Raw genomic sequence first — 23315 nt, 5'->3', positions numbered from 1 at the left:
TGGAAAGGATGGTTCCGTTTACAAGAGCGAGTTGAAGGACTTAGGATAGCTACCAAATTGATGGAGATGTGATCAAGAGACAGCCCATAAGTCCAGGCACCATCATCTTGAACGCAGTAATAATTCATTTTTATTAGGTTCTATTGATTCTCACTTTCTATCTGTTTGTGCCTAGGCTTGAGAGAATCTTAGGAAATTTAGACTAAAAAATGTTTTTGATTCGTTCTATACTTAGATCGTTGAGATCGGGCTTCGAAGAAAAAAGTAAAGAGAATAGTTGGATGATATGAACTTACTCTATAAACAGTTAATTAGATCCTCAGTTTTGGGAACGATTATTATATTGTTGCTCCTGTTTATTCCTGCAGGAACTCTAATATACTGGCAAGGCTGGGTTTATATGATAGTGTTTATTATTGCATCTGCAGTATACAGCATGTACTTGGCAAAACATGATCCAGCTCTTCTTAAGCGTCGTACTGAGGCAGGCATATCGTATGAAAAGGAACCGGCTCAGAAAATTATTATCTTTTTTCTTTTTGCTACGTGCATTGTTCTTATTGTCCTGTCTTCACTTGATGTTCGCTTTGGTTGGTCATTAGTACCATGGTACGTCTCGATCATAGGTGACATGCTCGTTGTTTTCTCATTCTACATGTTTTATCTCGTTTCGAAAGTGAATACCTACGCTGCTGCCAATATTCGAGTTGAGGAAGGGCAAAAAGTTATTACGGCCGGTCCATACAGATTTATGCGTCACCCAATGTATTTTGGTGCCATATTTTTATTCATAGGCACGTCGCTTGCGCTCGGATCGTGGTGGACACTGCTTTTGGCCCCCGTTTTACTCACCACTCTAGTTGCCCGTATTCTGAATGAGGAGAAAATACTTGTACGGGATTTACACGGATATGCAGAATATCAAAAAAAAGTAACGACTCGGCTTATACCTTTCATTTGGTAACTAATAATATAAATATTGCTATTCTATCTCTGTTGCTTATCAATTGGCAGTTTGATGAAATTAGTCATGATGTTTCTTAGATATTTTTATCTTATTATAGTCCGACTGGAAGTGCTCGCTTTTTTGGGCTAATAGGAATGTAAGCGAGCAACAGTTTGGAATAGAGCAATGTTTCACTGATTTATTACTGTATTATCATGAGCCATTTTGAAGATGGGTTAATCTTTTGGCTATTATTAGGGTTTCCAGCTGTATAATGCTTGCTCATTAAGGTGCTTGTTGCATTATCAAATTTATTTTTACTGATATGCTTTTTAAGACAATTACTGATAGTTTCAGTAGAAGAATTCAAACAGAATGCTTGATTGAAGTCATAGTATTGATTGAGCTGACTTTTTTCGGCAGTAGGACCTATAAAATTATAAGTGACATAGTTTTTTAATTGCCATGAAGAAGTGTCATTTTGTCTTGATAAATTTAAAATTTTAAAGGAAGAAGCGTTGCCATGATCAGATCCAATGGAAGCTGAATAAATGATTGGGATCACATAGTCTTTACTTTTAATTTTAATCGCGTGAATTTCATCAAAATGAGTATGGGCTGCGACCATACCAAGTATGATTTCCGGATAAGTTTTTATTATTTTTATGAATGATTCTTTATAGATTGATTCCCAATTCTGAGGTGGAACATGCATGGCTAATAAAACATTCTCATGATTTGCTTTGCTTGTTTTAATTTCATTTTCCAACCATTGAAGTTCTTCTTCGGCACCATCTCGAGAAGGGGAGAAATTTGGTCTTGATATAAATACAACGCTATTTAACGAAATAAGCTTGAGATGATCATTTAAATAAGCAGAGTAATAACCGTAGTTTTTGTTTTCGTTGTTGATGCAAGGTTTATCATAAAATGGGCATTTTAGACCTGATGAGAGAAACCCATCAGTGTTACCTGTTATCGCTTTTAATAGGTCGAAAGCAGATTGATTTTTATAGGTAAAAGGGCCGTAATCTCTTTGTAAAGAATCATTATTACCAAAAACATAAAAATAAGGGAGTGGATTTATTTTTTCAAACAGTTGTTCAAAAACTAAATTAATATTATCTCGAGTTGTTTTACGTTTGTATGCATTATGAGCAGGTAAGTCACCAAGCAATAAAACTATAGGATTTGTTTCTTGATGTAAATCGATTTGTTCACCAATTTTCGCTATTAAAAATTTAAAACTTTGCGGATCTAATTCTTCGGAAATATTGGGTTTTGGGTTTATGAGCGTTGTTTGACGTTTTGTAATGTCCACATGAGGATCTGAAATTAAAAATACCTCCATCTGATTCTGATTGCTAGTATTTGCGGCTATCGAATAAGAATTAGTCAGATAAAGTAAAAGGGTGGTGCAAACAATTATTAATTTTTTGATATTCATCATCAATTCTCTTATTACTTTTGACTCTTAGTCATTCTGCAGGACTGCTTAAAATAAGCATTATATTCTACGACAATTCCGATAATGGTTTTTAATAAAAGCTCAAAAAATACGCAAACTTTACAAATTACACATTTTAGGGATTTAATAATGACTTCTTAAAGGCTTCGCTTTATATTGAAATTAATGAGTTAAAAGGAACGTTATTCAGAGATTCTCTAATAGGGTTCATAACATATTGAAGTCTTGAACTATTAAAAATACCGGACACACGGCGATGGATAATTACAAAAGATGATTTTTTGTTTTTAATAGTGAAGAAAAACTAACTCAGGCTTCAATCTAAGGCAATGAAGATATTAACTAAGCTTATTAGCTTAGTCGGTACTTTGAAGAATTAACTAGAACTTATTGGGGCGACTGCTTGCTGCCATTTCCTTAACATCTTCTTCAATGTGTTGTTTGTTATAAGTTTCGATAATTAGCTTAGCACATTGACGTAAATTATCATTTTCGGTTGGACCAGTAAAAAATACGAAAGCACTAGCGAATTGTCTGCTAGGGACGCTTTGTGACATCATCATATTTGCTGCGATTACACTGTAACGTTTGTTAACATCAGCGCCATTTTCTAATAGTAATTGAATTACTAATCGATGTTGTCTTTGAAGTGCTAGTTCAATAGGGAAAACGCCATCTTCATTCGGAACTGAAATTGAAGAGGGGTCTTTATTAACAATTAAACGGACAATTTCTAAAAGTTTTTCATCAGGAGCATTACCTATGGCGCGAAATAAAGGTGTTTCTCCATATTTGTCTTTTTCATTAAATTTAATATTTTTGCAACTTGCTAATTTTGTTAATACATCAATATGTCCATGTGCGGCGGCAATATGGGCAGCAGTTAAGTCTTCAGATACTTTAATATTGGGATTCACTTTTCTTTCTAATAACAAATAACTTACGGTTTTTATGTAGTTATTTGCAGCGGCAAGATAGAGTATTGTATTGAAATCTTCATCTGGTGCATCAAAATCTATTTCCTCAGGTAGCGATTTGAGACAGTTCGTCAATTCTTCATCTGATTTAAGAACTAATCCCGTCAATGTCGATTTGATAATCGCGTCTAAATGCTCTGGATTTGTGCTGGGACTAAACTTCATGCGATAAACCCCTATACTTTAAACAGAGCGCATTATACCTAAATTAAACACAGGTGATCCAAAATTATTTTATTAACGTTCAAGAAGAAAGCTAACGAGTCATTGTATTTGGTGACAATATTTCTACTAGGTCGATTTTTTATTGATTAATTGCAATCAGTTTTTATATTGAATACGATTGGACCTCAATTCGATATAAGGACGTATCCAAAGGGAATTAAAAATGGAAAATGATTTTGAATTACTCCTCACTAAAAAATCTTGGGAAGATCCAGATTTTGCGAGTTTATTAACCACTAATCCTGTTAAGGCATTATCTCAATTGGGTGTAACTGTTCCTGATGGGATTAAATTAAACATTATTTTACAAAAGCCTAATACTTTATATTTTACTATACCACCAGCGAATCATAATCTTGATTTGCAAAAGCCATTTGAACTGAATCAAATAGACATTTGGTCTAGTGGGAAAATGTTTGTGTGGCTTGCTTCAACCAAGCAGAAGGCAAAATTACTACAACTTCGTGATAGCATTCATAAAAAGGAAGAATAATGAACAGTCATTTTGTAGAAGAACATTTTCAGAAAATTGTAAGTGACTTACAATATAGACAAGAATTGATTAATAATCCCAAGCAAAAACTAAGTGAAGAATATGGCTGTACTATTAACGGAAATATTGAAATTGAAATTGTAGAGCAAAAAGATAATACCATTACCATCATGTTACCAACAAAACCTGCTTCTCCAACTTGTATCAGCTTAGAATTAAAGCAGGTTACAACACAAGTCGTTGACCTATTATTTTCTGATGGGATAGGTGGGTATTTAATTCCAAATGATAACCTTAAATGGGTATTACGCGACATGCGAAAATCTTGGATGGATAAATTAGGATTTGATTTAGCGAAATAATAAAGACTTCTTCATCCATCTGCAAAAAACATGATCCTAGTATACAAAATGGACAAAAATAGTGCAAGTAATAAACATCAATTATGTCCTAATCTCTTTGTATTTCTCCTCTTTCTCTTTTGTGGCAGAGAACGCAAAGAGATTTCGAGTATTAATTATTAATAATATTTGGATGTATGGAAATCGAGATGAAGGCAGGGAGGGGCAATCCAACCTTAACCCCTCTATTGATTTTAGGGCCTGTGGTTTCTTATAAAATTTTCAAACTGATCTTGTCCAGTAAGAGAAGTGTTTTCTGCACTCACTAAATCACTTCGCGACATGTTATGACCGCCGCCAAAAAAGCCATTTTGGGCATATACTTTATGGCCTGTCCTAATTCCTTTTTTCTTCTCCTCTTGTTTTACTCCTTCGTGCAATGATGCTCGATGAGCAATGACACCATCACCGTAAGAACGTGCGGATTTTTTAGCTACATACATATGATTTTTATATTCATCTGGAATAGCGTTGTAGGCTTTAGCAACATTGACATCCCATCCAGCTGGTTTCATTAAACTCCAGGATGTGTATTCAAATGATGTCGCTAAAGTTTCGCCAAAAATATTATCTATTTCGGGGGCAACAACGCCCGCAGCTGCTTTCGAGATCGAAGCAAAAGAACGATCATTCCACAAATAAACTGGTTTACCTATTTTATGAAAATGACTAGCAACCATTGTGGCAACACCACCACCAAGTGATAAACCATCAACTGTAATTTTTTTTGAATCAACGCCACTGTCTAACAAACGTTGCACTTGTGCAATACCATCAGTCACCAGATCTTGAAAGGTTTCAGGTGTTTTTTTACTGTTGCCTACACCACGATAGTTAAAGCCAATGACGGTTACGTTTAATTTGTTTGCATCATGAGCAAAATTGCGTAATGCATCCTGATAGAACATCCCATTTCCATTAAATTTAATAATAAAATGTTGGTTTCTAAGAGGAGTGTTAGACTCTGCTTTTGGTTTTAATTCAATCGTATCTAAAATTGCACTATCATGTGTGCCCACATAACCACCTTGAATAAGAAGGCCATTTGCATGAGCAAATTGATTCAAGGTCATTTCACCTATATTTTGGGGTTCACGCCATTGCGCAGGTAATACTAATTTACCAATACTCTGGCTTGATGAAACAGAATTTGAACTTAAGAACGAAAAAAACGATCCTTCGTTATTATAAGGATTTGGTGCTTCATATCTAAACATATATACGTTCCTGTTTATTAATAATCATATGATTGGATTCAGACATAAGCTTGGCTTTCTGCGATAATAATTAAAATATAAGATGAAAATCGGTTATCATCGCATAATAAAAGAGCTACTCTTAATTGAAAGGGATTTAGGCAAGAAACGGCGTCAGTTTAGCTTTAAAACCAACTTTTGCCAAGATTCACATTCCAGAGTAATTGGGTCCACCTCCACCTTCAGGCGCATGCCAAACGATGTTTTGTCGCGGATCTTTAATGTCGCAAGTTTTACAGTGAATGCAGTTTTGTGCATTAATTTGTAATCTGGGTCCCTTTTCTTCTTCAATTATTTCATATACTGCAGCAGGACAGTATCGACCTTCTGGAAAAGCATATTCATTTAAATTGATGTCAATTGCTAATTGTGGATTTTTCAATACAAGATGACAGGGTTGATTTTCCTCATGATATGTATTTGCTAAGAATACTGAAGAGAGTTTATCAAAGGTAATAACCCCATCAGGTTTAGGATAGTCTATTTTTTTTGCTTTATTTGCTGGAATTAAAGTTTTGTTATCGGCATGATTAGTGAGTGTCCAAGGCGAATGTCCGCGAGTAATATAGGTTTCAAAAGCAGCATTGATTAAACCAGGGAAAAGGCCATATTTAAATCCTGGTCTTATGTTACGTACAGCATATAGTTCTTTATCTAACCAGGAGTTTTTGACTTTTTCAGTATAATTGGTGATCTCAATTTGGGCAGAGTTCTCTTGCTGCAAAGCATCAAAGCATGCATCTGCCGCGAGCATTCCTGACTGCATGGCGGTGTGTATTCCTTTAATCTTAGGAACATTAAGGAAACCTGCTGCATCACCAATTAATGCCCCACCAGGAAATGTAAGCTTTGGTAAAGATTGCCATCCTCCTTCATTAAGTGCACGAGCGCCATAACTAATGCGCTCACCGTCTGTCAATATAGGCTTGATTAATGGATGAGTTTTGAAATGTTGGAATTCTGCAAAAGGATTTAACCATGGATTTTTATAATCAAGACCAACTACAAAACCAAGAGCAACACGTTGATTTGATAAATGATAGACAAATGAACCACCATAAGTCGCATGATCCATTGGCCAGCCTACAGTATGAATCACTTGTCCTGGTTTATGGTTCTCTGCTGTGACCCGCCATATTTCCTTAATACCTAAACCATAAGTTTGTGGATTGACTTTATCTCTTAAATGATAACGCGACATTAGACTTTGACTGAGTTGTCCACGGCAACCTTCAGCGAGTAAAGTTTGTTTGGCTAGTAAATGCATTCCAGGTTGATAATTATGAGTTTTTTCTTTATTTTTATCGAGACCTACACAACCTGTCATTACCCCAATTACTTGATTCTGATCATTATACAGTGCTTTTACTGCAGAAAAGCCAGGATAAATTTCACAACCTAAAGCCTCTGCTTGTTCCGCAAGAAAAATACAAAGTTCGCCTAAGCTAATAATATAATTTCCTTCATTGTGCATAGGCTTGGGTGTAGGAAGTTTATATGAATGTTTTTGAGTTAGAAAATAAAAAAAATCTTCTTTTACAGGTGTATCTAAGGGAGCGTCTTGCCATGTGCTAGGGAGTAACTCTTTAAGACTTCTCGGTTCTAGAACGGCTCCTGAAAGAATATGTGCTCCGACTTGGGCCCCTTTTTCTAAAATACAAACAGATATTTCTTTTTGTGCGTTGAGAGCAAGCTGTTTTAGTTTAATCGCAGCAGATAACCCCGCCGGCCCAGCACCTACGATGATAACATCAAATTCCATGGTTTCGTAGTCCACGCGCACTCCTAACAATGATTAAAAAAGATAAAATAATCGCTTTTCTGTGCATTAAGATCAAGATTAATATTTAAAATTAATGGAAAGTAGCAATAGAATTATTAAATAATTCGAAAATTTAGTTATGATAAACCTTCATTGCTCTTAAAAGAGGATAACATGCCAGAAATTGTTACTAAACATCCAGAGATAGTTTTTAAAATACTTAAAGAAGCTCATATTAAATGTGGTACTGGTGAAAACCCAACCATCCTTAAGACATGCCCTTCGGATAAATTCTGTTCATTACCCACTGGTGAATTATGTATTTACGGCATTAAAGATGTTTCTCAAATGACACAAATAAATGTTTTTGAGTTGTTTCAGGGGGTAAATACGCTTATCCCCTTAATGGGCTTATTGATTATGATATTTGTGTTAGGGATATTAACTGGAATGAAAATTAGCAAAAAATAAATGGCAGTATAATAAAAATTCGATAAGAATAAGTTGTACTCTATTCCGGTTCCCTTTATTTTTTATGCGGAAAATAAGCTAAACTGTTTGATAGAGTGTGCGAAAGGAGCTTGTCAATGAAAATAATATTTGGCTGTTTGTTTCTTAGTTTTTCAATGATGACTTATGCAAATGATAATCTAACTCTAGATGTTAATGTGAGTAGCCCTAATTTCGAAGTAACTTTACCTGCAAATCCAACTACCGGATTTCAATGGTCCGTTGTTCATTATAATACGAAGTTATTAACCCTAAGCAATAGTTCTTATGAGCGACCAAAAACTAAACTTATAGGCGCTAGTGGCCAAATGCATTTTATTTTTACGCTACAAAAAGGAAAAAACTATCCTGCAAGTACTGATATTCTATTTAAATACGAACGCTCTTGGGAACCTTCAAGCGCAACGATGAGAAACATTAAAGTGAATTTTGTAAAAACTGATGGAAAGAAGTAAAGCCGAAGCGTAACCTGGTAATATAGTGCTATTACCAGATTAAAGCTTTGCTTTTGTCTAGTCCATATCAGGATTTTGTAAATTTAAACGGTAAATATCGTGGCTCCCAAAACATATCAATGACTAATTTTTCCAAGTCAGCATCTTTATTTTTCTGAGCGTAGCCTGAATCAATAGCACAACGAGCCACAGCTATGGCAATTTCTTTAGCAACCATTTGGGCATCGTCCAAGGAAGGAAGCAAAGGAAGGTAGCTTTCTTTTTTGCTTGGTGCAAATTTGCAAAGCGCATGCGCAGCAGCCAGAATCATATCTTTGGTGAGTCGAGTAGCATTTACAGCCAGCACTCCAAGACCTATTCCTGGAAATACCAACGCATTATTACATTGAGCAATTTGTACCATGCGATTGTGGAATTCCACTGGAGGAAATGCCGTACCTGTTGCAATCAATGCTTTTCCTTGGCTCCAGGTTAATATATCTACTGGTTTCGCTTCACATCGTTCATCTGGATTAGAAAGTGGAAAAATAATAGGGCGCTCACAATGAGTGGACATTGTTTCTATGATGTCTTGCGAAAAAGCTCCTGGCTGAGCAGAGCAACCAATAAGGATGGTAGGTTTAACATGTCTCACAGTATCGGTAAGTGAGGGATGATGTTTTTCATTAATTGCCCATTGGACGATTTCTTTGGGATCACGAGTATAAGGTTTTTGGGCTTCAGTAAGATCTGGGTCTGTATTAAGTAATAAACCTTGTCTGTCAATTAACCAAAAGCGTTGGTAGGCTTCTTCTGGGCTAATCCCTTCACGTACCATAGCATCAACGATTTGGTCGCTAATTCCAGTCCCGGCTGAGCCTGCGCCAAAAACAACAATACGCTGTTCCTGTAATTTTGAATTTGTTACATCGCAGGCAGCTAATAATGCAGCTAGGGTTACGGCACCCGTCCCTTGAATGTCATCATTAAAGGTACATAATTGATCTTGAAATTTTTCTAAGATACGGCGTGCATTACCTCGCCCAAAATCTTCCCAATGTAAAAAAGCGTTGGGAAATTGCTTATGAATTTCATGAACGAAAGTAGAAATGAAATCATCATATGCAGCTGGATTAATGCGTGGATGACGACATCCTAAGTACATTGGATCATTTAACAAATCTTGATTGTTTGTACCTACATCAAGAAATATAGGTAGGGTTCGTGTTGGCTCAATACCACCGCATAAACAATAGACCATTAATTTAGCAACTGGAATATCCATCCCACCGATGCCCTGATCACCAATGCCTAGGACACCCTCACCATCAGTGACAACGATCACATCGATTTCTGGATTAGAGCGGTTTTTTAGTATTTCTTCAATTTGATTTTTATCGGAATGAGAAATGTATAAGCCTCGAGGTTGTCTGTATTCATGACTAAAGCGTTTTACCGCTGTTCCTACAATAGGAGTATAAATTGTAGGCAGCATTTCACCTAAGTGTTTAATAATTAACTTATAAAAAAGAATTTGATTTTTATCGTGTAAGTTATTCAGATAAATATTTTGTTGCAATCGCGTCGTATAACTTGAATATTGCAGATACGCACGTTTCACTTGCTCATCAAGTGTTTCAACTCGATGAGGGAGTTTGCCTAATAGGCCGAATTCTTTTCTTTCTTCATTAGTGAATGCTGTGCCCTTATTCAGTTGCGGTGTAGTTAAAAGGGGTTTACCACAAATAGAAGTCTCAAGATATTGTTCACCAGTTTGTGGATCACGTTGCAATTTAAAATCAAGCATGGTTCTCTCATACAGATGGCGTTAGAGTTTGTCTAATGATAATATTGGTGTTTTGTAGTTTACAATAGGTTGAGTATGAATAAATGTTGGGTGGCACTATTAATTGCTTTGGGATTGGCCTCTTGCTCAGCAAAAAACGAATATTATTACCAAACGCATCCTGATGAATTACAACAAGCTTTGAAAGCCTGTCCAGAGAAACAACCTCAAGGATTAACTTGTGAGCAAATGGAAACTCTTGCAACTCGGATGAACGAACTTGCATATCAATTACAGATGAGTCCCCAAGGCTTTGGCCAAAAAATTATAGCCTTGCAAGAAGCTATTGCTAAAGAGCAAAACCAATTAAAAACAGAACGTAACAATGAAAATTTAGAAGTAAGTTTAATGAAGAAGAAACAAGATTTGGCTGATCACTTGGCAGTGGTTAGATGGTTTGAATCTCCCAAGAGTTAATCATGAGAGTATTGATCAGTAATGATGATGGAGTTTTTGCGCCTGGGATTAATATCTTAGCTAAAGAACTTTCAACTTTTGTAGATATTGAAGTAGTTGCTCCGGATAGAAATAGAAGTGGGGCAAGTAATTCTTTAACATTATCTCAACCAATCAAAGTTAAAAAATTGGAAAATGGGTATTACAGTGTCGAAGGCACTCCAACTGACTGTGTGCATTTAGCAGTAACTGGATTTTTAAACTCCGAAATTGATATGGTTGTCTCTGGGATTAACGAAGGTGGAAATTTAGGCGATGATATCCTTTATTCAGGTACAGTCGCGGCTGCCATGGAAGGTCGTTATTTGGGTTTGCCTGCGCTTGCGATTTCAATGGTTGGTCATGATATTCAATATTATGAAACAGCAGCAATTATTGCGAAACAATTAGTGATGCAACTTAGCATACATAGGCTGCCCTCGCAGACTATTTTAAATGTGAATATTCCTAATTTACCTTTAGATAAAATAAAAGGTTTGCAAGTCACTCGATTAGGAACACGTCATGGTGCAGAGCCTGTTGTCAAGGACACTGATCCTAGAGGACGACCTATTTACTGGATTGGTTTACCGGGGGCAGAGGCTGATGCAGGTCCTGGAACTGATTTTTATGCTATTAATGAAGGGTATGTTTCGGTAACGCCTCTTCATTTAGATATGACAAATTATAAAATGTTTGATCAGTTAGCCCATTGGCTTAATGGTATCCATGTTCAAGAAGAATAGTTTAACGTTAGTTTGATATAAAAAAAGTCATTTTTTATATCAAACTCTTTTTATTTAGAATTAGATCTCGTATAAATGCTGCGCATTGTACGGGATAACGTTCGTTTAGCGAGATAAAAAGTATTTCTATGCTTTTATGTTGAGCTCACGTTAATTTTAATCTGAACAATGCAGTTGTGCTTGAAGCTATAACGATTTCAGAGAGAGTAGAAATCTTTGTAAGGCGCAACAGAATTATTTAGGTTTTAGTTGAGGTAATCGATGATAAGTTCATTTTTCAAAAAGTTCTTATGCCTTTTTTTCCCACTAATTTTGGTTGGTTGTGGAAAAAATTGGGCTCCGGTTAGTGAGTTACGCTGGTACTCTCAAAAAGTACATGTTGTGAAACGTGGTGAGACACTTTATTCAATTGCATTTCGGTATGATACTGATTATAAGACCTTGGCGCGCTTAAATCATATTAATCCACCTTATTCTTTAAGAATTGGGCAAGTCATAAATTTACGAAATATTCCGCGTCGTAAACAAGTTTCGCGCAATTTTAAGACATATAAGCCGTATTCTGTTCCTCCTAAGCCAAGACCAGTCATAATCCATTCACCTGCGAATCGATATGCTCGTTCTGCTTCAGGTTGGTTATGGCCGGTGAGTGGGCGCGTAGTTACTACATTTATTCCAGATCAAGGCAAAAAAGGCATAAACATTGCATGTAAAAAAAGTGAAAAAGTACTTGCGGCAGCAAGTGGTGTAGTCGCTTATGCTGGAAGTGGTCTGGCAGGTTATGGTAACTTAATTATTATTAAACATAATTATGGATATTTAACTGCTTATGGTCATAATGCAAGAGTTATGGTTGCAGAGGGACAGCATGTGAGGGCGGGTCAGGTTATTGCGGAAGCAGGTGTTATTGACCATAAATATATAGGCGTTCATTTTGAAATTAGAAAGTCAGGTGTTCCTGTCAATCCATTGAATTATCTACAAAAAGGTTGACAGATTACTTGTAGTTATAGCAACAATACATCTCTGTGATGAAGTATAATGTAGTTAACGTGAGTTTGATGTAAGTTAAGATTTTATATCGAACTGTTTTATATTGAACTCAAAATAAACAATTTTGAAATATGGCTAAATACTATAGGTGAAAATAATGCGTGAAGACGATGAGCCAATTAAAGAGCCGGAACTTAAAGATGAAGAGTGGTCTGAGCCAGACGATGAGTCACTGTTAGTTGAAGAGGATGATCTTGATTCGTTTGTGGAGAAATCCGAGGACGGAGATTTTGAGCTTCCTGATTTTTCCGATGATCATGCTTTTCCATCATTTCGCGGTAAGAACGCACTTAAAATGATGGATGCAACGCAATTGTACTTGAGTGAAATTGGATTTTCGCCTTTGCTAAGCGCTGAGGAAGAGGTACATTATGCAACACTTGCTTTAAAAGGAGATGTTGCGGCTCGTAAAAAGATGATTGAGTCTAATTTGCGTTTAGTGGTTAAAATTTCACGGCGCTACCTGAATCGGGGTTTACCTTTACTTGATTTAATTGAAGAGGGAAACTTAGGGTTGATGAAATCAGTAGAAAAATTTGATCCTAAGCGAGGATTTCGGTTTTCTACATATGCCACTTGGTGGATTCGACAAACAATTGAGCGGGCTATAATGAATCAAACACGAACGATTCGTTTGCCTATTCATGTGGTTAAAGAGCTAAATGTATATTTAAGAGCTGCCAGACAGCTGACACAAAAGCTTGATCATGAGCCTTCACCCGAAGAAATTGCTGAGATGGTTGATAAGCCTTTGGAGGATGTGCAAAAGCTTTTGGGATTAAATGATAAAGTAACTTCTGTGGATACACCTATAGGCTTTGATGAAAACAAATCGTTGCTCGATACTATTCCCGATGAAAACAGTGTTAATCCTGCAGAACTATTGACTAATGAAAACCTACGTTTACATATAGAGTCTTTATTGGATAAGCTTACTGAAAATCAGCAGCAAGTTATTGCAAGAAGATTTGGCCTAAGAGGCTTTGAAAAAGCAACCTTAGAAGATGTAGGCAAGGAAATTGACTTAACTCGTGAACGTGTTCGTCAAATCCAAGTTGAAGCATTAAAAACGTTAAGAAGTCTTTTGGAAAAAATGGGCTTAACGCAAGAGGATTTGTTTTAATTTTATCTCAAAAATTTTAAGAAAAGTTGGTAGCCTGAGTGAGCAAAGCAAGCAGTTTGATTGTCTACTCAGGCTGTTTTTTTTATCTAAAAACACAGTTGAACAGGAGTTGCTGTAATGCAAAAAATCACTTTATCCGCTTTAGCTTTATTCTCATCAATAACCTATGCGGAGCAATTAATAACATTTACTGATATAGCTGATGCAGTTGCCCAAGGAAAGGAAATTACTTTGGTCATGGACCTTCAGGAATGTACTTCTGATAAATTTCCTGCGAGTCCAATTATAGGCTCAGTGAAACCTAATGCGTTTATGGTGATTAATAATAATCGGATTACTGCCTCAGACAGACACTTTACTTTGGATAATCCTACAGCAAACGGCAATCCCACATTTGAATATATTAAATATAATATTAATTCCGACGGCAAAGTCGCTATAAAGAATACGATAATGAATGCTACTAATTACCAGAAAATAGATACTTTTCAAGTGGCTTGTGAGTTAAATAAAGGATTTAAGGCATTTGGCTAAGCGATAAGTTAGGGAATTTGTTGTGTTCATGGTCCCGGATTACGCTGTGCTTCATCCAAGCTACATCTAAAGTTGCCTGGATGAAGCACAGCAAATTCGATTTGTATTTAAAAAATAATGATCTTTTAATCAATACTAAATTCTGATTTAATTCCTTGCCAGCAATCGGCATAATCTTTCTGTCGTTCAGGGATACGCATTGCTTGTTCAGTAACTTGCCATATATCTCTTGTTTCAAACATAAAGGCTAGTGTATTCAAATAGGCTTCAGGTTCTAGCCTTTGTGCTATGGCTTTTTCATAGCTTGTGTGATCGGGGCCGTGGGGTGTCATGCAATTATGAATGCTGACGCCGCCCGGTGAGAAGCCTTCTTTTTTGGCATCATATTCGCCATGCACAAGACCCATTAATTCATTCATGTAATTACGGTGATAATAAGGAGGTCTAAACGTATGTTCAGCGACCATCCATCGAGGAGGAAAAATAACAAAATCCAAATTGGCTACACCTGGCGTGTCGCTTTCTGAAGATAATACTGTAAAAATACTAGGATCAGGATGATCGAAGCTTACTGTATTAATTGTATTAAACAAGCTTAAATCATAACAATAAGGAGCATAATTACCATGCCAAGCAACTACATTAAGTGGGGAATGGTTGCATTTTGCCGTCCATAACTTATTTTGATATTTGCAAATAAGAGTAACGTTAGTTTTATTTTGTTCAAACGCAGCGACTGGATACTGAAAATGTCTAGGGTGAGCCAAGCCGTTCGCACCAATGACTCCGAGTTGAGGTAAAGTGAGTGGACTTCCGCTATTCTCACAAAGATAACCTTTTGCTTCTGAACTAAGAAGCTCCATTTTGAATTTAACACCACGAGGAATAACGGCAATCATCCCTGGACATACATTTAATTTACCAAATTCGGTGTGTAGATTTACTTCACCCATGTAGGGAACAAAGAGCATTTCTCCATCGTTATTAGCAAAGTATTTATCATGCATAGAGCGAGTGCACTGATAGAGGTATGCATTGACTAGGGGTGTTCCAGCTAGATGGAACAGGCTATCAACAAAGTCAAAGTTTTCTTCTTTGAATAAATTAAGGGGAGACCAGCGCAATGGATTAGGAGATTGCTCTGCATGATAAGGTTTAAAGAGTTCTACTTCATAAGGATGATATGTTCCTTGTACTACAGAGGGCAATATACGATAAAGCCAGCTGCGTAAATTATTATGTCTTGGACGAGTAAACGCTGTACCACTTAGCTGCTCAGCATAAAGACCTAAATTACAGTGTTGCGGTGAGTTTTGACTAATGGGTAAGGCCCCTGGAACTGCTTCAGTTTGATGATAATTACCAAATCCTTGCAAATACACTGTTGATCTCCTTTTGAGTTTATGGCTCATTGATGGTGATAGGACAGTTACTTAGGAACGTTTTCCAAGTATGACTTTTCTTCCTTTAGACCACAATTACTTAAAAAATAAAATAACTGGTGGCTACTATAGTCTAAAAAAGCTTAAAATGTCGAGACCAAAACAGCTTCGGTTATTCTTTTTAACAAAAGAATATGTATAATTTAGACAAGTTGAAATCAGGTTTTGAGGTATTATATGGCTGGTCATAGTAAATGGGCGAATATTAAATTTCGCAAAGGAGTGCAAGATGCTAAACGAGGAAAAATATTCACTAAATTAATTCGAGAAATTACCGTTGCGGCTCGTCTTAGCGGGGGAGATGAATCATCAAATCCGAGATTAAGAGATGCTGTAAAAAAAGCACTTAGTGCGAATATGAAGCGTGATACCATTGATAACGCGATTAAACGTGGCGTTGGGGGGCTTGATGGTGAGACAATGGTTGCTATGCGTTATGAAGGCTATGGTCCTGGTGGTATTGCTGTTCTTGTAGATTGTTTGTCTGACAATAAAAATAGAACTGTATCTGATGTGCGTCATGCATTCACAAAGCATGGAGGTAACTTAGGTACAGATGGCTCAGTGTCTTATCTTTTTACAAATCAAGGCGAAATCCTTATGGAGCCAGGTCAGTCTGAAGAGCAAGTAATGGAAATTGCTATTGATGCTGGAGCAAATGATGTTTCGGTTGAAGAGGAGCAGATTGAGGTAATTACACCTGTAGAGGCGTATCATAGTGTATTAAATGCTTTAACAGATGCAGGGTTGAAGATTGAACAATCTCATTTAACCATGCGTGCGCAAACCCTAGTACCTATTGATGATGAGTCAGCACAAAGTTTACTGAAATTAATAGATATGCTCGAAGACTTGGATGATGTACAAGAAGTATACAGTAATGCCGAATTTTCAGAAACATTATTAGAATCAATGAACTAATGACTATTATTTTAGGGATAGATCCTGGTTCAAGGATTACAGGTTATGGTTTAATAAAAGAATCAGACCGTAAAATTGAATACATTGATAGTGGGTGTATTCGAACTACGCCAGATGGTGAGTTGAGTCAAAAATTGTTGCAAATTTATGATGGAATTTGTCAATTAATGGATCATTATTCGCCTGAAGAAGTTGCTATTGAGCAAGTATTTATGCATGAAAATCCTAGCTCTGCTTTAAAGCTAGGGCATGCACGGGGTGTTGCCATGGTTGCTGCAGCGTCACACCGTGTTAAAGTTAGTGAGTATTCTGCGCGAGAGATCAAACAAAACGTAGTAGGTTATGGGGCAGCAGAAAAAAACCAGGTAAGTCATATGGTAGTAAGTTTGCTTGCGCTCAATAAAGCCCCCCAAAAAGATGCTGCGGATGCATTAGCCATAGCAATTTGTCATAGCCATATGCGCCATCATTTATCAACTGTGATCGGTAGGCGAGGATTAAGGAGAAGAAAAAGATGATAGGTTGGTTGGATGGGCACATTGTTGATAAACATCAGCCAGGAAAGTTAGTTCTCAATGTCCATGGAGTTGGATATGATGTGGAAACCTCATTAAATACTTTTTTCAAATTAGATGCTCTAAATGGTTCAGTGGGCTTGCATATACATACTATTGTTAGAGAAGATGCTTTACTTTTATATGGTTTTTTAGATCGTCAGGAAAGAGAATTATTTAGAGCATTAATTAAAGTAAATGGAGTAGGTCCAAAACTTGCCATGTCCATTCTATCTAGCATCACTCCTAATGAGTTCATTCAATGTATTCAACAGGAAAATGCTATTTTTTTAATGAAATTACCAGGTATAGGTAAGAAAACAGCGGAACGATTAGTAGTGGAAATGCGCGATAGCTTAAAACAGTTTTCTGTGCCTGCTTCTGAGTCTTTAAAATCAGATTACAGGATGAGTGGTCAGGATGAAGCCGTGAGTGCTTTAGAAGCGTTAGGGTATAAGCCTCAAGAGGCTTTAAAAGCAGTGAACAAGGTTAATGATGGTTTAAAAGGTTGCGAACAGTTAATTCGAGATGCTTTACAAGTGTTAGCGACTCGATAATAAGGAGCCTGAGTGAAATAAAAAATCATCTGATTGAAACTTTGTTTTGATTTTTAAGACACCACATAGTTCTCAATATAGTTTTCTCATGCTTCATTCTAAAAGAGCATATTTGGAGTGACTTAGAAAGTAGCTATCTGGGTAGTAAGCAAATATTACAGAGCCGTTTTTAATAGTATTGATAATAAGTTTTGCTAAACTTGCAGCAATCGCAGGACAGCCCCATGAACAGCCAGCACGACCGGCTTTTTTGATAAAGGAAGGTTCAACATACCAAGCTCCATGCACTACAACCCGGCGATCGTGAGCATTAGAGTTTAAATTTTTCTCTAATCCCTTGAGATTTAAAGAATAACCTTTATGTCCTACGTAAGTACCTTCAGTAATATAGGTTCCAAGACTGGATTCTTTGCTCCACATATCGTTAGAAAATTTATAGGGCACGGCGCCTTTGCCTGAATTTCGGCCATGAGCAACATAAGTTTTAAGTACTAAGGTGTATGTTTGCATATCAAAAATCCACATACGACGTTGGTTGGATGGAACAGAAAAGTCGATAATGGTTAGCATGGGATTTTTAACTTTACCTTGAATAAAGGCTCTTTTATAGGCTCTTAAAGCAAGCTTAATAACCATTTTATTTAACTTCGGGGCTGATTGACTTAATTTTTCTAATACTACCTGCTCAGTGGGAATATTTACCTTTTGTTCTATATTCGTGTTCGTGTTGGGAGTTGGAGAATGAGTTGCTATTACCAGAGTGAATAAAAAAGAAGTTAGTTTAATCATTGTGCCTCACGTATTTTAGGATTAAAAATAGAACCTCGACTGTATTGAAAAATTACTTCATCATGAGGTTTTGGCACACAAATTTCTATTTTATGCGGTCTTGCTTTAACCCAATGAAACTTATTGCAAAGGCTTTAATTTAATCGTTATTTCAATGAGTGAATTTTAACCATTAAGAGTATAATCAATCCAATTGATTGTTCTTATATATCATATGAGAAAGACAAATATGTTATTGTTAACAATCAATTAAGGGCATAGATTAAGAACAGGAATGATTCAGAAAATACGAGTTTTATGAGATGTTAATGAACAAACATAGAGATGAAACAATGATTTTTTATCAGCACGAATGGATATTTTTATAATTGACTGTTTTCCTGGATGGGTAAAAAGAACCGTACAATAAGTCCTGTTCCTTCTTTAGGAGTGTCTAAAAGTAATCTACCGCCGTGCAGTTCAGCAATTTGTTGAACAATTGCCAAACCAAGACCACTTCCTGGACTTTTATTTCCCAAGACACGGAAAAAGCGTTCAAAGACACGGGATTGTAATTCAGACGGAATCCCGGGGCCATTATCACTTACTTCGAGCATTACTTCATTTTGAAGCTTGGAGAGACGCACTAAAATGCGTCCGTGCTCATTGCAGTAACGGATGGAGTTGTCTACAAGATTACGAATCAATATGCCTAAGGCGGTTGAATTCCCATAAACAATTAGATTTTCAGTATTACTTTCGAACTCGAGATCAATTTGCTTTTCCACTGCTGCTGGTGCAAGCATCGCAAGTATTTCTCGTGATAATCTGCTTAAATTTACCTCATCTTTCTCATCCATGTGAGTCGCTTCAGGAACAAGCCTACTCATGGTTAGAAGCTGCTGTACTATATGGGTACTTCGATTAACACTGGCAATAAGTTTTTGTAATGCTTGATTTTTTTCTTCTATATCATTGGAGTGCAAAGCAACTTGCGCTTGTGTTTTAAGTGCTGCAAGAGGGGTACGTAATTCATGTGCTGCATCAGCTGCAAAACGTTTTTCTCGCTCGAACCCTTCTTTAAGTCTAAAAAATAATTTATTCAATTCATCAATGACGGGTTTAATTTCTTCAGGTACTTCGTGAAGATCAACGGGCTCAAGATGAGTAGGCGCTCGGTTTGCTACTTCTTCAGCTACTTTATCTAGACTATCTAAACCTCGACCAATAATTATCCAAATCAATAGGCCAGATAATGGGAAAGTCAAAAGCATAATATAAAGATCGTCTTGAGCAATTCTATGCCCTAGTTCATTCCGGGTATCATAACGCTCTGCAAGTACTGTACGTATACCAGCCTTATCATTATAAGTAGTGAACACACGCCAATCTTGATTGGATATTTTTTTGTCACTAAAACCATCAATTTCTGAAGCTAATGGAATTTTTGGGGCTGTTGATGAATGAAGTAATAATTTTCCCCCATTAGTCCAAACCTGAAAATTAAATTTGTCTAGATAGTTTTCGGGGGGCTCATCATTTAAAAATCGTTTTTTATAGAAGGTATCAATTTTTTGTGGAATTGTTTCAAGTGCATCTTGAATTTTGGCAAGAGGGCGTTGATGGAGATCATCACCAAGCAGAGCTTGATAAGATAATGCAGAAACTGCCATTAAGGTATCTAGATGATCCTGAATATCTTTTTGATCAAGATAATAGTTTCCTATAGCAGTTAAAGTGGTCGTTATTGTAATGGCCAATAAAAGATTTATAAGGAGAAACTTACGTATAGACGATTTCACGATACAATAATACCATCATTTTTTTCTGCCATATATCCAACACCTCTTATTGTTCGAATAAAATTAGCATTAAGTTTTTTACGTAAATTATGAATATGAACTTCTAATGCATTACTGTCTACATCTTCTTCCCAACCATAAATACTTTGCATCAATTGTTCGCGAGATAAGACTTGACCACTGTTTTCCAGAAGCTTTTGTAATAGGGCGAATTCTCTGCGCGGGACATTGACTAATACATCATCAACAAACACAGAGTGTGCGGCTGGATCTAGAGTAATATTTCGATATTGCAAAACAGCATCAGCACGACCTTGGGAGCGCCTCACCAGAGCTCTAATTCTGGCGCTTAGTTCATTTAAGTCAAAAGGTTTCACTAGATAGTCGTCAGCACCACTGTCTAAGCCTTTGACACGATCCTCTACGGACTCTCGGGCTGTTAAAATAAGAACAGGAGTAGGATTTCCATCATTACGAATACTTTGCAGTAAAGCAAGTCCAGAGAGTTTAGGTAACCCCAAATCAAGAATAATGAGTTCAAAGGATTCAGATTTTAAAGCGGCGCGAGCAGCTTCGCCATCTTTAAGCCAATCAACAATGTAACCAAACTGGGTTAAACCAGTTTTTACAGCGTCGCCAAGTAGTTCATCATCTTCAACCAGCAATAGTCTCATTCTTGCTCCTATTGTTTTTCAAGTTCAGTTCCATCCATGTGCTTTGTAAGATAAAAAGCTTGAATTAATACAAAAAGTAGGGTCAGACCAACTCCACCAAACAATTTAAAGTTAACCCAGGCATCCGTGTTAAAGTTATACGCTACATAAATATTGACAGCGCCCATTAAAAGAAAAAATAATGCCCAAGCTGTATTTAACCGTTGCCATATTCTTTTAGGCAGTGTCACGTTAGTATCCATCATTTTTTGAATCAAAGGCTTACCACCTATGTACCCTGAACCAAAAAAGACTAAGGCGGAGAGCCAATAAATGCCTGTTGGTTTCAATTTAATGAACCAAGGATTATGGAAAAAGAGAGTTGCTCCTCCTAGGATCATAATTATGGCCAAACTGATTAAATGCATTTTTTCATAATGCTGAAATTTTAATCTATAAAAAGCTACCTGACTTACAGACGCAATCATCGCAACGGCGGTAGCGGTATAGATACCAAAAAATTTGTATACAATAAAAAATAAAACTATAGGAAAAAAATCAAAGAGTAATTTCATATTATCTTAATATAAAAAGTATGTTACTTTGAGTATAACACAAGTTTTTGTGCTCTCATTCACGCTTTTAATTATTATTAAAGAAATCAGTTGCAACGCTATGCGTTACTAGATTCCAATTATTTTCATCATCCTTATTACTTAAAGATAAACACAGATTTTATTAAGTCAAGCTCTATAGTTTTCATTTCGCAAGAAAGCAGAAATAAACGAATTTTTTGGTTCACATTTCAATTTATAAGAAGATTACCATACTAATATTAAGGAGCTATTAAGAAAAGTTTGAGTTTTTGATCCATTTTTAACCAATAAATATTTTTTGTCCAAGATATAAAGACGTATTTCTTGTAAGGCCTGGGTTAAGCGCTAAAAGGCGTTCAATTTGAGTTTGATGTTTTTGAGCAATATTACTGAGACTATCGCCTTTTTTCACCACATAATAAGTAGGTTGATTTATTTTTTTAAAGATAATTAATTGTTGGCCTTTATATAAAGGCTGATTGTTTGTTATTTTATTCCATGTTTGTATTTGTTGAACGCTGATACCATAGGTTTTAACTAAGGTATTATAATTATCATTTTCTTGTACAATATGGATAATACGATGCTCTCTTGAGGCGATCATTTGATGTTTGATTGGAAGAAGTGTTACTGCTGGCTCTTTTTTAACAACTACAGGAGTGTTTTTAGTACTTGGAATTAGAATAGACTGATTCGGTTTTAAATCATTTGTCGTGAGCTGGTTTAATTGCTTTATGAAATTTACGGTTGTGTGATATCTCACTGCAATATTATCTAAGCTATCCCCCGGCTGAACCTGATACATTTCCCAGCTGACACGTTTGTGTTCAGGAAGATTGGCAAGGTTGAAATAAAATTGCTGTACTTTTTCGGTGGGGATGAGCAATTTAAAAGGCTTATTAGGAGCTGTGGTCCAGCGATTAAATCCAGGGTTTAGTTTAATGAGCTCTTTATAACTCATTCCTGCCATTTTTGCTGCATGATTTAAATCAATAGGACTTCCTATATTCACTTCCTCGAAATAAGGAAGATAAGCAATTTCTGGAAGCACCAATTTATATCGACTGGGATTGCTGATGATTTCTGCTAATGCAAGCAAACGAGGAACATAAATTTGGGTTTCTCGAGGAACAGATAACTCCCAAAAGCTTATAGTATTTCCTGATTTTGGTATTGCTTTTATTGCGCGATCAATGGTTCCTGCTCCCGCATCATAAGCGGCTATTGCTAATATCCAATTACCATTGAAAAAATTATTGAGATAAAGTAAGTAATTAAGTGCTGCATCAGTGGAAGAGTTAATACTTCGTCTACCATCAAACCACCAATCTTGAGTTAACCCTAAATCTTTGCCGGTAAGGGGCATTAATTGCCATAATCCAGCTGCACCAGCTACAGAATAGGCAAAGGGATCAAATGCGCTTTCAATCATAGGTAACAGCGCTAATTCACCAGGTAGTTTTTTTTTCTTAACTTCGTTAATAATATGATAAATATAAGGCTCTGATTGACGGCATACTTTATTAATAAAACCGGGGTGCGCAACAAACCATTGGATCTGATCTTGTACTTCAACTCGAGAAGTTTCATGATTTAAAGTAAATTCATATCGTAATACTTCCCATACATTGGGTGCTGTGTTCGCTATGGCTCCACAAGTAATGCCCCAAAAAATGAGGGTGTAGAATAACAAAACTTTTATTGTGGAAAAGTTAAATTTCAATAGAATTTACCTATGAATACAATGACTCATCAGTTTACTAAAATTTACTGTGGGATTAAACCCTGATTGTATTCAATTAACTCATAAGGG

The 23315-nt window shown here is 36.3% G+C and carries 24 protein-coding genes; 13 read left to right on the top strand and 11 right to left on the bottom strand.

The window, feature by feature from the left end:
• Positions 1 to 286: 286 nt before the first annotated feature.
• Complete coding sequence (locus Lsan_RS01680) at positions 287 to 964, top strand: methyltransferase family protein (RefSeq protein ID WP_058512816.1); 678 nt, start codon at positions 287 to 289, stop codon at positions 962 to 964.
• Positions 965 to 1148: 184 nt separating this feature from the next.
• Here the strand turns inward: Lsan_RS01680 and Lsan_RS01675 are convergent, their stop codons facing one another.
• Both Lsan_RS01675 and Lsan_RS01670 read right to left on the bottom strand, forming a co-directional pair.
• Complete coding sequence (locus Lsan_RS01675) at positions 1149 to 2396, bottom strand: metallophosphoesterase (protein WP_058512807.1); 1248 nt, start codon at positions 2394 to 2396, stop codon at positions 1149 to 1151.
• Positions 2397 to 2794: 398 nt separating this feature from the next.
• Positions 2795 to 3556: an ankyrin repeat domain-containing protein gene (locus Lsan_RS01670; RefSeq protein WP_058512806.1), complete on the bottom strand. Its 762-nt coding sequence runs from the start codon at positions 3554 to 3556 to the stop codon at positions 2795 to 2797.
• Positions 3557 to 3779: 223 nt separating this feature from the next.
• Here Lsan_RS01670 and Lsan_RS01665 point away from each other — a divergent pair, with 223 nt between their 5' ends.
• Complete coding sequence (locus tag Lsan_RS01665) at positions 3780 to 4109, top strand: hypothetical protein (RefSeq protein WP_058512805.1); 330 nt, start codon at positions 3780 to 3782, stop codon at positions 4107 to 4109.
• Complete coding sequence (locus Lsan_RS01660) at positions 4109 to 4471, top strand: hypothetical protein (protein WP_058512804.1); 363 nt, start codon at positions 4109 to 4111, stop codon at positions 4469 to 4471. The genes Lsan_RS01665 and Lsan_RS01660 overlap by 1 nt, the downstream gene beginning before the upstream one ends.
• A gap of 233 nt (positions 4472 to 4704) precedes the next feature.
• Here Lsan_RS01660 and Lsan_RS01655 read toward each other — a convergent pair whose 3' ends face one another.
• Both Lsan_RS01655 and Lsan_RS01650 read right to left on the bottom strand, forming a co-directional pair.
• Positions 4705 to 5727 carry an alpha/beta hydrolase gene (locus tag Lsan_RS01655; RefSeq protein WP_058512803.1) on the bottom strand — a complete coding sequence of 341 codons (1023 nt, stop codon included), beginning with the start codon at positions 5725 to 5727 and terminating at the stop codon, positions 4705 to 4707.
• 187 nt (positions 5728 to 5914) lie between these two features.
• A complete protein-coding gene (locus tag Lsan_RS01650; protein WP_058512802.1) occupies positions 5915 to 7543 on the bottom strand; it encodes an electron transfer flavoprotein-ubiquinone oxidoreductase in 1629 nt (542 codons plus the stop codon).
• 159 nt (positions 7544 to 7702) lie between these two features.
• On the opposite strand from Lsan_RS01650, the gene Lsan_RS01645 reads away from it, so the two are divergent.
• Both Lsan_RS01645 and Lsan_RS01640 read left to right on the top strand, forming a co-directional pair.
• A complete protein-coding gene (locus Lsan_RS01645) occupies positions 7703 to 7999 on the top strand; it encodes a hypothetical protein (RefSeq protein ID WP_058512801.1) in 297 nt (98 codons plus the stop codon).
• Positions 8000 to 8115: 116 nt separating this feature from the next.
• On the top strand, positions 8116 to 8493 hold the full coding sequence (locus tag Lsan_RS01640; protein WP_058512800.1) for a protease inhibitor I42 family protein: 378 nt from the start codon (positions 8116 to 8118) through the stop codon (positions 8491 to 8493).
• A 67-nt stretch (positions 8494 to 8560) separates the two neighbouring features.
• Here the strand turns inward: Lsan_RS01640 and Lsan_RS01635 are convergent, their stop codons facing one another.
• Entirely contained in the window at positions 8561 to 10279 is a 1719-nt protein-coding gene (locus Lsan_RS01635) for an NAD-dependent malic enzyme (protein WP_058512799.1), read from the bottom strand.
• A 75-nt stretch (positions 10280 to 10354) separates the two neighbouring features.
• Here Lsan_RS01635 and Lsan_RS01630 point away from each other — a divergent pair, with 75 nt between their 5' ends.
• From Lsan_RS01630 to Lsan_RS01610, 5 genes are all read left to right on the top strand, one after another.
• Positions 10355 to 10735, top strand: coding sequence for a hypothetical protein (locus tag Lsan_RS01630; protein ID WP_058512798.1), 381 nt, complete (start codon positions 10355 to 10357; stop codon positions 10733 to 10735).
• Between the two features lie 2 nt (positions 10736 to 10737).
• Positions 10738 to 11499, top strand: a complete 762-nt coding sequence (gene surE, locus Lsan_RS01625) for a 5'/3'-nucleotidase SurE (RefSeq protein WP_058512797.1) — start codon at positions 10738 to 10740, stop codon at positions 11497 to 11499.
• Positions 11500 to 11760: 261 nt separating this feature from the next.
• Entirely contained in the window at positions 11761 to 12492 is a 732-nt protein-coding gene (locus Lsan_RS01620; protein ID WP_058512796.1) for a peptidoglycan DD-metalloendopeptidase family protein, read from the top strand.
• 157 nt (positions 12493 to 12649) lie between these two features.
• Positions 12650 to 13675: an RNA polymerase sigma factor RpoS gene (rpoS, locus tag Lsan_RS01615; RefSeq protein WP_058512795.1), complete on the top strand. Its 1026-nt coding sequence runs from the start codon at positions 12650 to 12652 to the stop codon at positions 13673 to 13675.
• 117 nt (positions 13676 to 13792) lie between these two features.
• Entirely contained in the window at positions 13793 to 14209 is a 417-nt protein-coding gene (locus tag Lsan_RS01610) for a VirK family protein (RefSeq protein WP_058512794.1), read from the top strand.
• A 125-nt stretch (positions 14210 to 14334) separates the two neighbouring features.
• On the opposite strand, the gene hmgA is transcribed toward Lsan_RS01610, so the two are convergent.
• On the bottom strand, positions 14335 to 15591 hold the full coding sequence (hmgA, locus tag Lsan_RS01605; RefSeq protein ID WP_058512793.1) for a homogentisate 1,2-dioxygenase: 1257 nt from the start codon (positions 15589 to 15591) through the stop codon (positions 14335 to 14337).
• Positions 15592 to 15828: 237 nt separating this feature from the next.
• Here hmgA and Lsan_RS01600 point away from each other — a divergent pair, with 237 nt between their 5' ends.
• From Lsan_RS01600 to ruvA, 3 genes are read left to right on the top strand one after another with little or no spacing between them, the layout of a single operon-like run.
• Positions 15829 to 16572, top strand: a complete 744-nt coding sequence (locus Lsan_RS01600; protein WP_058512792.1) for a YebC/PmpR family DNA-binding transcriptional regulator — start codon at positions 15829 to 15831, stop codon at positions 16570 to 16572.
• Positions 16572 to 17090 (top strand): crossover junction endodeoxyribonuclease RuvC, encoded by a 519-nt coding sequence (ruvC, locus tag Lsan_RS01595; RefSeq protein WP_058512791.1) that lies wholly within the window; start codon positions 16572 to 16574, stop codon positions 17088 to 17090. Before Lsan_RS01600 ends, ruvC begins: the two co-directional genes overlap by 1 nt.
• Positions 17087 to 17683, top strand: a complete 597-nt coding sequence (gene ruvA, locus Lsan_RS01590; protein ID WP_058512790.1) for a Holliday junction branch migration protein RuvA — start codon at positions 17087 to 17089, stop codon at positions 17681 to 17683. Before ruvC ends, ruvA begins: the two co-directional genes overlap by 4 nt.
• Positions 17684 to 17776: 93 nt before the next feature.
• Here ruvA and Lsan_RS01585 read toward each other — a convergent pair whose 3' ends face one another.
• From Lsan_RS01585 to Lsan_RS01565, 5 genes are all read right to left on the bottom strand, one after another.
• Entirely contained in the window at positions 17777 to 18472 is a 696-nt protein-coding gene (locus tag Lsan_RS01585) for a murein L,D-transpeptidase catalytic domain family protein (protein WP_058512789.1), read from the bottom strand.
• A 362-nt stretch (positions 18473 to 18834) separates the two neighbouring features.
• The gene (locus Lsan_RS01580; protein WP_058512788.1) at positions 18835 to 20253 is read right to left on the bottom strand and encodes an ATP-binding protein; all 1419 of its coding nucleotides are present in this window, start codon (positions 20251 to 20253) and stop codon (positions 18835 to 18837) included.
• Complete coding sequence (locus Lsan_RS01575) at positions 20250 to 20927, bottom strand: response regulator (RefSeq protein ID WP_058512787.1); 678 nt, start codon at positions 20925 to 20927, stop codon at positions 20250 to 20252. Before Lsan_RS01575 ends, Lsan_RS01580 begins: the two co-directional genes overlap by 4 nt.
• A gap of 8 nt (positions 20928 to 20935) precedes the next feature.
• Entirely contained in the window at positions 20936 to 21481 is a 546-nt protein-coding gene (locus Lsan_RS01570) for a septation protein A (protein WP_058512786.1), read from the bottom strand.
• Between the two features lie 301 nt (positions 21482 to 21782).
• Positions 21783 to 23225, bottom strand: a complete 1443-nt coding sequence (locus Lsan_RS01565; protein ID WP_058512785.1) for a lytic transglycosylase — start codon at positions 23223 to 23225, stop codon at positions 21783 to 21785.
• Positions 23226 to 23315: the final 90 nt, after the last annotated feature.

It is taken from the genome of Legionella santicrucis, assembly GCF_001468135.1.
Taxonomy (GTDB): Bacteria; Pseudomonadota; Gammaproteobacteria; order Legionellales; family Legionellaceae; genus Legionella; species Legionella santicrucis.
The sequence above is the reverse complement of the archived record's forward strand: the minus strand, read 5'-3'. Positions and strand labels throughout refer to the sequence as shown.